15 protein-coding genes and 1 pseudogene are annotated in these 12,608 nt (G+C 59.4%); 11 read left to right on the forward strand and 5 right to left on the reverse strand.

Annotated features, from left to right (window positions below; translation table 11 throughout):
• Positions 1 to 102: 102 nt before the first annotated feature.
• The 4 genes from ACTWLJ_RS15185 (at position 103) to ACTWLJ_RS15200 (ending at position 4,403) form a co-directional block, all read left to right on the forward strand.
• Positions 103 to 816: a GntR family transcriptional regulator gene (locus tag ACTWLJ_RS15185; protein WP_445177417.1), complete on the forward strand. Its 714-nt coding sequence runs from the start codon at positions 103 to 105 to the stop codon at positions 814 to 816.
• Positions 813 to 1,811 (forward strand): ADP-ribosylglycohydrolase family protein, encoded by a 999-nt coding sequence (locus ACTWLJ_RS15190; protein WP_445177418.1) that lies wholly within the window; start codon positions 813 to 815, stop codon positions 1,809 to 1,811. The genes ACTWLJ_RS15185 and ACTWLJ_RS15190 overlap by 4 nt, the downstream gene beginning before the upstream one ends.
• A gap of 212 nt (positions 1,812 to 2,023) precedes the next feature.
• The gene (locus tag ACTWLJ_RS15195; protein WP_445177419.1) at positions 2,024 to 3,490 is read left to right on the forward strand and encodes a purine-cytosine permease family protein; all 1,467 of its coding nucleotides are present in this window, start codon (positions 2,024 to 2,026) and stop codon (positions 3,488 to 3,490) included.
• A complete protein-coding gene (locus ACTWLJ_RS15200) occupies positions 3,483 to 4,403 on the forward strand; it encodes a PfkB family carbohydrate kinase (protein WP_445177420.1) in 921 nt (306 codons plus the stop codon). The genes ACTWLJ_RS15195 and ACTWLJ_RS15200 overlap by 8 nt, the downstream gene beginning before the upstream one ends.
• 116 nt (positions 4,404 to 4,519) lie before the next feature.
• Here the strand turns inward: ACTWLJ_RS15200 and ACTWLJ_RS15205 are convergent, their stop codons facing one another.
• From ACTWLJ_RS15205 to ACTWLJ_RS15225, 5 genes are all read right to left on the reverse strand, one after another.
• Entirely contained in the window at positions 4,520 to 4,900 is a 381-nt protein-coding gene (locus ACTWLJ_RS15205) for a Rho termination factor N-terminal domain-containing protein (protein ID WP_445177421.1), read from the reverse strand.
• A 59-nt stretch (positions 4,901 to 4,959) separates the two neighbouring features.
• Positions 4,960 to 5,217 carry a hypothetical protein gene (locus ACTWLJ_RS15210; RefSeq protein ID WP_016986009.1) on the reverse strand — a complete coding sequence of 86 codons (258 nt, stop codon included), beginning with the start codon at positions 5,215 to 5,217 and terminating at the stop codon, positions 4,960 to 4,962.
• Positions 5,218 to 5,261: 44 nt separating this feature from the next.
• Positions 5,262 to 5,591: a hypothetical protein gene (locus ACTWLJ_RS15215; RefSeq protein ID WP_401215913.1), complete on the reverse strand. Its 330-nt coding sequence runs from the start codon at positions 5,589 to 5,591 to the stop codon at positions 5,262 to 5,264.
• Positions 5,592 to 5,673: 82 nt separating this feature from the next.
• Positions 5,674 to 6,870 carry an MFS transporter gene (locus ACTWLJ_RS15220; protein WP_445177422.1) on the reverse strand — a complete coding sequence of 399 codons (1,197 nt, stop codon included), beginning with the start codon at positions 6,868 to 6,870 and terminating at the stop codon, positions 5,674 to 5,676.
• 110 nt (positions 6,871 to 6,980) lie between these two features.
• Positions 6,981 to 7,634, reverse strand: coding sequence for an HD domain-containing protein (locus ACTWLJ_RS15225; RefSeq protein WP_445177423.1), 654 nt, complete (start codon positions 7,632 to 7,634; stop codon positions 6,981 to 6,983).
• A gap of 212 nt (positions 7,635 to 7,846) precedes the next feature.
• On the opposite strand from ACTWLJ_RS15225, the gene ACTWLJ_RS15230 reads away from it, so the two are divergent.
• The 7 genes and pseudogenes from ACTWLJ_RS15230 to ACTWLJ_RS15260 all read left to right on the forward strand — a co-directional run bounded on the left by ACTWLJ_RS15230 (position 7,847) and on the right by ACTWLJ_RS15260 (position 12,604).
• On the forward strand, positions 7,847 to 8,326 hold the full coding sequence (locus tag ACTWLJ_RS15230; RefSeq protein ID WP_166224709.1) for a GNAT family N-acetyltransferase: 480 nt from the start codon (positions 7,847 to 7,849) through the stop codon (positions 8,324 to 8,326).
• Between the two features lie 167 nt (positions 8,327 to 8,493).
• On the forward strand, positions 8,494 to 8,997 hold the full coding sequence (locus tag ACTWLJ_RS15235; RefSeq protein ID WP_445177424.1) for a hypothetical protein: 504 nt from the start codon (positions 8,494 to 8,496) through the stop codon (positions 8,995 to 8,997).
• Positions 8,994 to 9,487: pseudogene (locus ACTWLJ_RS15240) on the forward strand (PAAR domain-containing protein). The gene ACTWLJ_RS15235 and the pseudogene ACTWLJ_RS15240 overlap by 4 nt, the downstream one beginning before the upstream one ends.
• A gap of 5 nt (positions 9,488 to 9,492) precedes the next feature.
• Positions 9,493 to 10,233 carry an alpha/beta hydrolase gene (locus ACTWLJ_RS15245; protein WP_401215903.1) on the forward strand — a complete coding sequence of 247 codons (741 nt, stop codon included), beginning with the start codon at positions 9,493 to 9,495 and terminating at the stop codon, positions 10,231 to 10,233.
• The gene (locus tag ACTWLJ_RS15250; protein ID WP_445177425.1) at positions 10,230 to 10,730 is read left to right on the forward strand and encodes a hypothetical protein; all 501 of its coding nucleotides are present in this window, start codon (positions 10,230 to 10,232) and stop codon (positions 10,728 to 10,730) included. The genes ACTWLJ_RS15245 and ACTWLJ_RS15250 overlap by 4 nt, the downstream gene beginning before the upstream one ends.
• A gap of 244 nt (positions 10,731 to 10,974) precedes the next feature.
• Positions 10,975 to 11,964, forward strand: a complete 990-nt coding sequence (locus ACTWLJ_RS15255; protein WP_445177426.1) for a 2-dehydro-3-deoxygalactonokinase — start codon at positions 10,975 to 10,977, stop codon at positions 11,962 to 11,964.
• A gap of 19 nt (positions 11,965 to 11,983) precedes the next feature.
• Positions 11,984 to 12,604, forward strand: coding sequence for a 2-dehydro-3-deoxy-6-phosphogalactonate aldolase (locus ACTWLJ_RS15260; protein WP_445177427.1), 621 nt, complete (start codon positions 11,984 to 11,986; stop codon positions 12,602 to 12,604).
• Positions 12,605 to 12,608 lie beyond the last annotated feature (4 nt).

Consider the following 12,608-nt stretch of genomic DNA (forward strand, 5'->3'; position numbering starts at 1 on the left):
AGCAGGCTCACTCCTACAATAGATCGCGCAGTCTTCCGCCTCTCGTCACCTTCCCCAAATATTCCTTGCCCATACAAGCCGGTTTCGGTTATCACTTTGTACATGATTAGACAGGTACGATTTGACAAGAAACAACGGGTGGTCGACGAACTCGTCCGACGCATCGAAAGCGGCCTCATGGAGGACGGCTTTCTGTTGCCCGGCGAGCATCAGTTGGCTCAGGAATTCAACGTCAGCCGTGGCACGTTGCGCGAAGCGCTGGCCGAGTTGAAACGGCGCAATTACATCGCCACGCAAAGCGGTGTCGGCTCAATCGTCACCTATGACGGTGTGGTGCTCGACCAGCGCAGCGGCTGGGCGCAAGCGCTGGCCGATACCGGGGCGATGATCAACACCGAAGTGCTGCGCCTCGAAGCCGTGACCCGGCCCGATCTGCTGGCCATGTTCGGCACTGACAAATTCATCACCCTCGACCGACGCCGCCGTTCCAACGAAGGCACGCTGGTGTCGCTGGAGCGTTCGTTGATGCCCGCCACCGGTGGCCTCGAAAGCCTGCCGCGTGTCGGTCTGATCGACAACTCGCTGACCATCACGCTTGCGGCCTACGGCTACATCGGCGAGCGTGGCGATCAGTGGATCGGCGCCGAACCGTTGAATGCCGTCGATGCCGAATTGCTCGGTCGCCCGCAAGGCACGGTGTTCCTCAAAGCCCTGCGCACCACCTACGATCGGCAGAACCGTTTCATGGAACAGGTCGAAAGCCTGCTCGACCCGGTGCATTTTCGTCTGCACCTGCAATTTGGAGCCTCGAAATGACTGCGCTCAATCGTGCCCTCGGTGCGTTTTATGGCCTGGCGCTTGGCGACGCGCTGGGCATGCCGACTCAATCGCTGGACCGCGAAACCATCAAATCGCGTTTCGGCCAGATTACCGATCTGCAAGACGCCGGCCCGCTGCAACCGATTGCCGCCAACATGCCCAAGGGCTCGATCACCGATGACACCGAACAGGCGATTCTGGTCGGCGAATTGTTGGTTGAAGGCGCTGGCCGGATCGAACCGGCAGTGCTCGCGCAACGGTTGATCGAATGGGAAGCCGAGATGCAGGCCAAGGGCTCGCAGGATCTGCTCGGGCCTTCGACCAAACGCGCTATCGAAATGATCCTCGCCGGCCACTCGCCGGAAGAGGCCGGACGTTACGGCACCACCAACGGCGCGGCAATGCGCATTACCCCCGTTGGGATCGCAGCAGATGTGAGCGACCCTGAGCGTTTTATCGCGGCGGTGGTGCAGGCTTGTCAGGTCACGCACAACACGACGTTGGGGATTTCCAGTGCGGCAGCGGTGGCGGCAGTGGTCTCGGCCGGGATTAACGGCGTGGACCTCGGCGAGGCATTGAACCTCGGCCAGCAAATCGCGCAACAAGCTCAAGCGCAGGGTCACTGGGTGGCCGGTGGACGCATCGCTTCACGCATCAGTTGGGCGCGCACTATCAGTGTCGACAGCGACAAGGCGCTGCTGGCGGATCTGCTCTACGACGTGATCGGCACGTCGGTGGCATCGCAGGAATCGGTGGTGGTTTCGTTCGCACTGGCGCAACAGGTTGCCATCGGCGAAATGACCGCGTTCGATGCCTTGTGCATGGCTGCAAGCCTGGGTGGCGACACCGACACCATCGCCGCGATTCTTGGCGCAATGCTCGGGGCCTGCCTGGGTCTTGAGTGCTGGCCTGCGGCGATGATCGAAACGGTGAAAAGCGTCAATCATCTGGAGCTGGAACCGTTAGTGCTGGGGCTTTTGGCTCTGCGCTGACTGGACTGGCGCCATCGCTGGCAGGCCAGCTCCCACAGGGACTGTGTGAACCGCACATTTTCAGTGTGGGAGCTAGCCTGCTAGCGATGGGCGCACCGCCTCCTCAAAAAAATACCCGCAATGGATCGCGCAGACAGGCCGGGACGGCCGTGATGTCTTGTCGTTTTGCATCATTGCCACAACCACAAAAAAGGCAAACAGGAGCATTTTTCATGAGTTCATCAAGCGCCGGGCAAAGTGCCGGGCAACTGGAAACCCGGGGCATCGAGCCGGTGCCGGAAGCCGAGTGCAACGGTCATCCGCTGCAACTGTTCTGGGTCTGGTTCGCCGCCAACATTTCCATCCTCGGCCTGCCGCTGGGTGCCACGCTGGTGGCGTTTCGCGGGTTGGCGATCTGGCAGGCGATCATCGTCGCCATTATCGGAGCGGCCGGTTCGTTCGCCGTGGTCGGGATCATCTCCATCGCAGGCCGTCGTGGTCGTGCACCGAGCCTGACCCTGTCGCGCGCAATCTTCGGCGTACGCGGCAATATCGGCCCGACGCTGGTCTCGCTGATGTCGCGTCTGGGCTGGGAAACCGTCAATACCACCACCGCCGCGTTCGTACTGCTGTCGCTGTGCTCGATCCTGTTCGGCTCGCCCGTCGAAGCCAAAAGCGCCCCGGCACTGACGCTGCTGTTCATCGCGATTTTCGTGCTGCTGACCCTGTCGGTCTCGGGTCTTGGCCACGCGACCTTACTGGTGATTCAAAAGTGGGCGACTTACGTGTTCGGTGCGCTGAATCTGCTGGTCGGCGGCTTCCTCTGCGCGACCATCGACTGGAGCGCGGTGTTCAACGCCACGCCGGCACCGATGAGCGCGATGATTATCGGCATCGGCACCATGGCGGCCGGCACCGGGATCGGCTGGGCCAACGCTGGCGCCGACATGTCGCGCTACCAGCATCGCAGCGTCAAAGCCGTGCGCCTGGTCGCTTCGGCGGCGTTCGGTGCGGGGATTCCGCTGGTGCTGCTGATCACCCTCGGTGGTCTGCTGTCAGTCGGCAACAACGATCTGGCGTCGGCGACTGACCCGATTGTGGCGATCCGCGACATGCTGCCAACCTGGATGGCTGTGCCGTATCTGATCACCGCGTTCGGTGGTTTGCTGCTGTCGAACAACCTGTCGGTGTACTCCGCCGGTTTGACCACGCTGACCCTCGGCCTCAAGGTCAAACGCGTCTACGCGGTGGTGGTCGATATCGTCGCGATCTTCGCCGGTTCGATTTATTTCATGCTGATCGCCGACAGCTTTTACGGCCCGTTCATCACGTTCATTTCCCTGCTGGCGGTGCCAATTACCGCGTGGGTCGGGATCTTCATCGTCGATCTGATTCACCGTCATTACTACAGCCCGAAAGACCTGCTCGACGTCAGCCCAAGCAGCGCCTATTGGTATCGCGGCGGCATCGAGTGGCGCGCATTCGGCGCGTGGGCCATCGCCATCGTGCTCGGTTTCAGCTTCACCACTATTGGCACCACGGCGGAAAATGTCTGGTTCAAGGGCTTCCTGTCCGACTCGTGGCTGGGCCACAACGGCCTCGGCTGGATCGTGACCTTCGTGGTGGCCGGTGGCATTTACTTCGTACTCGGCGGGGCGAAAGATCGCCGTGCCGCGCAAGCCGAGAATGCTCATGCCTAAGATGTTGCACACCGGCCAGGTCATCATCGACCTGGTCATGGCCGTGGATAAATTGCCGCAGATCGGTGGCGACGTACTCGCGAAGTCTGCCGGATTCGAGGCGGGCGGCGGTTTCAATGTGATGGCGGCAGCGGTGCGCAATGGCTTGCCGGTGGTCTATCTCGGTCGGCATGGCACCGGGCGTTTCGGCGATCTGGCGCGGCAGGCGATGAACGCTGAAGGCATCTGCATCGGCATCGAGAAACCCGCCGCGCAAGACACTGGAATCTGCGTGGCGCTGACCGATGCCTCGGCTGAGCGCAGCTTCATTTCCTACATCGGTGCCGAAGGTGAAGTGACTGTCGACGATCTGAATAGCGTCGCGGCCGAGGCGGGGGATTATGTCTATGTCAGCGGCTACAGCCTGCTGCACATCGGCAAAGCCCAAGCGCTGCTGGACTGGACATTGGCGTTACCGAGCACCGTAAGCGTGGTGTTCGATCCGGGCCCATTGGTGGAATCACCGGACTCGCCATTGATGCAGGCGTTGTTGCCGCGCATTGATGTCTGGACCAGCAACAGTGTCGAAGCGCTGCGGTTTACCGGCGCTGAAGACATTGCCACGGCACTGGATCGTCTCGCTGAGCATCTGCCCGCAGAGGTGCTGATGGTGGTGCGCGACGGGCCGCAGGGTTGCTGGATTCATCAGGGTGATGAACGTAAGCATGTGCCGGGTTTCCCGGTGAAAGCCGTTGATAGCAATGGTGCTGGTGACGCGCATGCCGGGGTGTTTGTGGCTGGGTTGGCGCAGGGGCTTGCGGCGTTTGATGCGGCGAGGCGGGCGAATGCTGCTGCAGCGCTGGCGGTAACGCGCTGGGGGCCGGCGACTTCGCCCGGCACTGCTGAGGTGGATGCTTTGATCAGCGGCGACTGATCTAACGCCATCGCTAGCAGGCTCACTCCTACAGAGGATTTTGTGAACGGCCATGGTCAACTGTGGGAGCTGGCCTGCCAGCGATGGCTGCATGAGCCTCACTGCAAAATCAGGACTTAACCCGCCTTGCGCAGCGCCACAATCAACTCATCCTTACGCATCGACGACCGGCCCGGAATCTTCTTCGCGCGGGCTTCTTTACGCAAACTATCGACAGTCTGCGTGTCCCGCGAAGCCTTGCTGCTTCGCGGATGCCCCTCACGACTCGCCGCCGCACGCCGACCCGATTCCTTGCGATCCTCAGACTTGGCGCTCGCCGGTTTCTTGCGTCCGGAACCGCCGGATTTTTCACCGCCGCCCGACTGCTTGTTCACCGTCGCCCAAGCACGCGCTTCGGCCTCATCCTTCGACAAGCCTTTGTGTTCATAGCTGTCTTCGATGTGTTCGGCCTTGCGCTTTTGCTCGGCGGTGTATTTGTCTTTGCTTCCACGAGGCATGGGATTTCTCCTCTTGTTGAAAAGTCCGGCCGCTCGCTATGTGGCGAGCGGCCGGGGGACTACTGCAGATCGAGTTTGCGTGCCGCTTCAACGCCAGCGGCGCTCAGCTTGATGGGCAGGTTCAGCGAGTGTTCGCCGGCCTCGTTGCAGGTCACATGACCGTGATGAATCAGTCCGCGATCCTGTAAGGCAGCGAGGGCGCTGGCCACGACTTTCTCCCCCCGATAATTGTCCAGCACCTCTTTGCCCAGCCCGCTCGGATGAGCGTGCAGCAGACGGGTGAGGACTTCTTTTTCCAGGTTTTTATCAACGTTCATGCTTACCTCTTCATGGATGTGGATAGGGTGTGCGTCTGTAGAAATTACTGGCCGGAGCCTTCAGAGCCCGAGCCACCGGTGGTGGTTTTCGAGCCGGTGCCGGTGCCGGAGTTATCTGGCGGAACGGGATTGCCGGACGTGCCGCCCTGGCGACCCGGATCGTTACCTTGGGTGCGTGGGTCAGTGCCGGTAGCGGGGGGTAAAGCGCTTTCCACGCCGGAGCCATCGGTGTTCATTCCGGGGGCACTCTGGATGGCGGGGGCTTTCGGCCGCTCGACCGGATCGGTCGGGCCGGTACCGGCGGCGGTGGCGGCGAACGCTGCGGGGCAGAGCAGCGCGGTGAATACGAGGGCAGTCAACCTTGACGAGATCATAGGGCGTCTCCAGTGATTGGAATCCATACCTGATCTTTGGCCGCCCTCGTGCGGCATTGGTGCCTGATGAACGACGAACGGTCTAGGCCGACGCTGCAGTTTTGCTTCTGACGCGGCGTGCGAACAAGCGGCCTACGGTGATCAACCAGTTCAACAGCGCCACCGCCAGCACCGTAATCAGCAGCGCGGGCATGCCCTGTTCAACGATGATTTTCCCTGCCAGCAACGGAAAGCCGAACACCCCGATGAAGTAGGCAAGACTGAACAACAGCAACGCCTGTGAGGTGGTGCCTGGCGGGGCTTCGTTGGCGGCGAGTCCGTTGATTACCGAGTAGGTCAGGCCATATCCGACGCCGAGCATCACGGCGGCGAGCAGGTAGCTGAAGCCGTTGTGTACGCCGAACGCGAACATCACGATCGACGCGAGCATCAACCCCGACAACAAACACGAAGCGCGCAACGGATCACGCTTGACCACGATGCCGGCGATCAACATGCGACTGCTGATCGCCGCGCTCATGAAGCCAAGGAAGAACAACGAATAATCCAGCGAGCGCATCGCGGCGTAGCTGGTCTGGAAGCTCGACAGACCGCCGAACACGCAACCGCCGAGGCCAACCATGATGATCGGGAACAGCGCGCGGGAGCTGAGCACTTGCGTGGTCGCCCGCCATGAAATGCGTGCCGCCGAGGTGCTCTGGCTGCCGCTCAATCGTGTGCCGAGTCGCCAGAACAACAGCACGCCAATCAGGCTCGCCAGCGCCGCCAGATAAAACGCCGAGGTCACCGGCAAACCGAGTGCACTGGCCGCGCGTCCGAGCAACGGGCCGCTGCCGATACCGGTCATCATGCTCCCGGAGAGCAGGGCGAAATATTTCGCCCGCTGCGTCGGCGTCACCAGGCTGGCGACGATGATCGGCCCCAGCGTATAAAAAACGCCCCAGCCGAGGCCGAGCAACAAGCCGAAAAACAGCAGCAGATGACCGAAGCCCGGCGTCAGCGCAAAACCCAGACTGGCCGCAACCAACAACAGGCCGAACAAGGCAATCGTGCGTGCCGCGCCGAGCAGATCGGACAGATGCCCGGACATCAGCACCGCAACGAACGTGCTGAGCATCGCCGCGCTGATCACGCTGCCGGCGTCGTGTTCATTGCCGCCGCGTGAACCGATCAGCAGCGACAACAAAAACGTCGCGCCGTAAGACAGCGACAACAGATAACTGGCGAGGCAGAACAGGCCGAACAATCTGCCCGAAACCTGAGGTGTTGCTGGCGGCATGACGCGGTTCCTTGACCGAAAAAGTGAGCGTCATCTATCTAACACGTCGGGCTTGGGAGTTAGGTCTGAGGTTCGTGATCTCAGGATCGTCGCGGGCCGGAGTAATGCGCTCAAACGATGCCGATTTCTTCCTTGAACTGCTCCATGAAACCTTTCAGGCTTTGGTGGCGTAGTTGCGCCAGACGCTGGCCGGCGGCGGTCTGAAAGCCGTCGGCGAGGTGCAGCAGCTTGGTCTGGAAATGGTCGAGGCAGAAACGTGTGTCGTCGTAGTCACGTTCTTTGGCTTCGGGATCATTCGGGTCGTACAGCGCCGAACCCATGCGTCCGGCGACGTAGAAGGTGCGGGCGACGCCGAGCATGCCTAGCGAGTCGAGTCGGTCGGCGTCCTGGACGATTTTCGCTTCAAGGGTCAGCGGGGTGATGTTGGCGGAGAAGCTATGGGCTTCGATAGCGTGGCTGACTGCAGTGATTTTTTCTTCAGACCAGTGCATTTCCAGCAGCACCGACGTGGCTTTTTTTGCCGCCAGACGCGAGGCTTGTGAGCGCAGTGGTGAGTTCTTTTCCACCGCGACACAGTCGTGCAGCAACACCGCTGCAAGCAGCACTTCGAGGTCGCCGCCTTCTTCGGCCTGCAAAGTGCGCGCGTTGTGCCACACGCGTTGCAGGTGCGAGAGATCGTGGGCGCCGTCTTCCGAAGGTTCGAGGGCGTGGGGCAGCAGCGTTGTAGCGAGCTTTATCAGTGGTGCAAATGCGCTGGCAGACATAGAAATTCTCACCGTTGAGTTGGACTTCCGTGGCGAGGGAGCTTGCTCCCGCTCGGCTGCGAAGCAGTCGCAAACCCACAAAACACGGTCTGGCTGATCCACCACAGTGACTGGATTTGGGGCCGCTACGCAACCCAGCGGGAGCACGCTCCCTCGCCACAATGGAAATGCCGCCTTAGTATGTCCTTTTCCATTTCCGACAAGGCCCGTCCATGACGATCGAGATCCGCCCGGCGACCCCCAGCGATGCACCGCAAATCCTCGCGTTCATCACCGAACTCGCCGATTTCGAAAAGGCTCGTCATGAAGTCATCGCCAGTGTTGCCGACATCGAGCGCAGCCTGTTCGGCGAAGGCGCCACCGCCCATGGCCTGATCTGCCTGCGCGACGGCCTGCCGATCGGTTTCGCGGTGTTCTTCTTCAGTTACTCGACCTGGCTGGGCAGCAACTGTCTGTACCTCGAAGACCTCTACATCACCCCGGAGCAACGTGGTGGCGGCGCCGGTAAAACCCTGTTGCGGCATCTGGCAAAAATCGCCTGTGCCAACGACTGTGGCCGCTTCGAATGGAGCGTGCTCGACTGGAACACCCCGGCCATCGACTTCTACAAATCCCTCGGCGCCCAACCGCAGGAAGAGTGGGTGCGCTACCGCATGGATGGCAAGGTTTTGCGTGAGTTTGCCGAGGGTTGATTGCGGTGATGGCAATCCAATATTAATTAGATTGTCGCCAACGCTCTAGTCCGGCATTCTACGCGCCATTTTTGCGCGCTCACGGACGACACCTGCAATGCCTCTGGCACAAATCCTCCACGCCCGTGGAGCCTTCGCTGCGTCAATGAGTGACCGGCGATGAGCTGATGGCGCGTAGCGCAGGGCTCGATGGCTATCGCGTGATCCCGTTGCGCAATTTCGATCCGAATGGGTTCATCGATGCCCATCAGGGCTGGCTGATGCTGCACGTCTGCTGCGGCTTCGTTGCGGTGGCGGGTGATTCGCTGCTGCTCGAAGGTGCCTTGTCGCCGATGGGCTGGTACGTCTATTCCGAGATCGGCCAGTGGACTGCCGAACATCATCTGGACCTCGGCGCGCAAATGGCCGAGCTGCTGCAGACCACCTACGAGCAGATACGCCTGCGCAACTACAACGCCTGGCTCAACGAACTCGATGACGCCACGCCCGCCGAACTGGGCTGGCAAGTCGACGAAGCCTGGCGACTCGTACAAACCGTCACACCTCCAGACAGCCGCGAGCATTGCCACGCGTTGTTCGACCCGGTCGACAACCGCTGGTGCTTCGCCGCGACCGACGTCGACATCTATCAGCCGCACCCGGAACCCCAGAAGCAAGGAGCTTTGAATTGAGTGGTAAACCCGCTGCACGCGTCACCGACCCGACCGCCTGCCCATTGCCCGGTCACGGCAACAACCCGATCGTCTCTGGCTCACCGGACGTATTCTTCGACGGCCTCGCCGCTGCGCGCATGACCGATAAATCGGCGTGCGGCAGCCGATTACCGGCGCAGTGTCCGCCACCGTATTCATCAACGGCCTGAACGCCGCGATGCTCGACAGCACCGGAGGGCATGGCAATGTCGTGGTCGGTGGATCAGGGACGGTGATTATTGGCCAGAGCGGCGGAGGGGCGGCGTTTAGCGGGTTGTTGCCGATGCCGGTGCATTTCACTGATAGGTTGCAAGTGGTAAATGACGCGACTGGAGAACCTGTGCCTTATCACCCTTACACCATTCAGCGTGGTGACGGCAGTGAAGAGCATGGCATTACTGATGCGTCAGGATTTACGCATACGGTCAGTTCACATCTGGCAGAAACCATCAAATTGTTTGTGGAGTGATTGCTGTGGCTGAAGAAAGTGCGGCAGCAAAGGCAAGTTTGCCAAAAAGAGAAGCATGCGATCATGCCCTGACAGACCCGAAAGATACCTGCGTAAAAAAAGTAGCTATCTGTGTAAAAAATATCTATGTGTTTTTTGTCGGTGGTGCAGGAGATCAGGAACGCTACTATGTCAGTGGCCCCAACTGGAACGTCAACTACGTACGCGATCTGGTTGTCGAAGATGCTGATAGTTTAGGTTATGCGTACCGTTGTCCTGTGTTTCCGTTGGCCTATAACAAGTTTATTACTGATGAAGATTTGAATACCAATATTCTTAGCAAGATACCTGATATGGCGACTGCCATTTATATTGTTGGTCATAGTTTGGGTGGTTGGAATGGTGCGCACCTTTCCAGCGTTTTGACCGATAAAGGGTACAACGTGAGAATGTTGATTACTCTAGACCCTGTTGGGCAAGGTAAAATTGTTTATGGTCTTTCAAAAATATATAAGCAGGTGCCCAAGCCTAAAGCAGATTTCTGGGTAAATGTGCGAGCGGCCAAAGTCAATGACCGTAATTTTTCCGACTTCATTGCCGACATGGGAGAGCAGTGGGAAATCACATCGGGACCCAATGTCAACGGCACAGTTGATGTCAACCATGCGTTCGCCAACGTGATGTTCACAAAGCCGCTGGCAGGTGGCAAATCGGCACGCCAACTGATGGCTGAGTCGATACTCAGTTTCTTTAGAGAGCAAAAATGAAACGTTTTTTCGTAACTTTATTCGCGCTAGCATTCTTGGTTTCATGTTCTACCGATCATGGGCGTCCTGTCGCTACGCTGAGTTATGATCGCGTTGAAGTCACTCAAGGTAGTCTAGGTATTCTGATAAGTTTCACCAGCGATACTGATCTTTTGGCCTTGTTCGGTCCTGCCATTGGAGAGGGACTTGTCTGTGCTCTGGAAGACGACCTTGATTTTTCGATTGGGCATTATTTGAAGCGCTCCGGACGCGGTAGTGTCAGGTTCATCAATGACACGACGGGAGGGCATTACGAATCAAAAGTAATTTTTCGCGAGGCCGGAAAGTTACAGGGAGAGGAACTGATTCTCGGAGGGAAAGCGTTGCATGATGTTTTGGTCAAGAAAGAATTTATAGCGTGTGCCTTTAGAGTTCACACTACCTCCAATAGAACGTATGTATCTAGCATCATGCATGTTCCAACCACCGATCTGGTGCAGGCGATCGATATACGGTAAACCCCCTCCCCAATGATTGAGGCAGTCTACGGTATGCCTCAATCACCGTTTTACTGTCGCTTCCCTACACATCGCTCCTTTGAGATCTTCGTGATGGCGGACCCCGATAGTCAGCCTTGTCAGGATAAAAATTAGCACGCACTCAAATCCCGCAATGTGGGAATGATATTTATATATTGAGATTTTCCTCCGCCAAGGTTTATAGTCCGTCGCACTCACTGCCAAAAACAAAACAGGTGAAGCGATGCTGGCGCAATTGATCGCGCTCGATTGGGGGACGACCTCATTACGTGCTTACAAACTCGCGGCGGACGGTGTGGTGCTGGAGCAGCGTTCGCTGTCGTCCGGGATCATGCAGTTGCCGAAGACGCCGCGAATCATCAACGGTCGCGAATGCGCCGATGGTTTTGAACTGGCCTTCGATGAAGCCTGTGGCGATTGGCTCGATGCGCAGCCGGAGCTGCCGGTGATCGCCTGCGGCATGGTCGGCAGCGCTCAGGGCTGGCGCGAAGCGGCCTACCGCGATACACCCGCAAACGTCGCGGATCTCGGAAACTCCCTACAAACAATACGCAGTCTGCGCGGCACGCTGGTGCACATCGTGCCGGGTGTGATTCAACGTTCGCGTCTGCCGAACGTGATGCGCGGCGAAGAAACCCAGGTGCTCGGCGTCCTGCAAAACCTTTCGCCCGAAGCGGGCAGCGATCTATTGATCGGCCTGCCGGGCAGTCATTCGAAATGGGTGGAAGTGGCCGACGGCTGCATCACCCGTTTCGACACCTTCATGACCGGCGAAGTGTTCGCCGTGCTCAGCGAACACAGCATTCTTGGCCGCACCCAGCAGCAGGGCGCGACGTTCGATGCTCAGGCGTTTGATCGCGGTGTTCAGGTAGCGCTCTCGGCGGACGGCGAGCTGGGCGTATTGTCGACACTGTTCAGTGCCCGCACCTTGGGACTGACCGGCGAACTCAGCCCGACGGCGCAAGCTGATTATCTGTCTGGCCTGATGATCGGCCATGAACTGGCAGCGCTCGCCGCCGTGCAGCGGCAACGACGCAACAGCGTGCATCTGCCGTCAATCATCCTCATCGGCAACAGCCAGCTCTGTGCCCGGTATAGCCGTGCCCTCGACGCCTGCGGTTTCGCCAAGGTGACGCTGGCCGAGCAGGCCACCGAGCGTGGCTTGTGGCAATTGGCGCTGGCCGCCGGACTGCTCGATTCCTCATCCCGTTAACCCTCGACTGGAGGCTGACATGCTCAAGCAAGCATTGGCGCAAAACGGTCTGATCGCGATTCTGCGTGGCCTGCATCCGCAGGAAGCTGCCGCTATCGGAGAAGTCCTGTATGCAGCCGGATTCCGCGTCATTGAAGTGCCGCTTAATTCCCCATCGCCGTACGAAAGTATCCGCATCCTGCGCAAGACGTTGCCCGCCGATTGCCTGATTGGTGCTGGCACAGTGTTGACCCCGGAACAGGTCGAGCTGGTGAAAGACGCCGGCGGCCAGGTCATCGTCATGCCGCACAGCGACGCCAAAGTGCTGCGTGCAGCAAAAGCGGCGGGGCTGTTTCTGTCGCCGGGTGTTGCCACGCCGACTGAAGCGTTTGCGGCGCTGGAGGAGGGCGCGGACATTCTGAAAATGTTCCCTGCCGAGCAAATGGGCCCGGCGGTCGTCAAAGCCTGGCTCGCGGTGCTGCCGTCCGGCACGGTGCTGGCACCGGTTGGCGGCATCACCCCGGACAACATGCAGGCGTTTATCGACGCTGGCGTCAAAGGCTTCGGCCTCGGTTCAGGCTTGTTCAAACCGGGCATGACGGCTGAGCAAGTGGCGGTGAATGCCAAGGCCTATGTCGCTGCCTGGAAAGCCCTTCGCTAAGACT

Source organism: Pseudomonas sp. McL0111 (assembly GCF_052567255.1).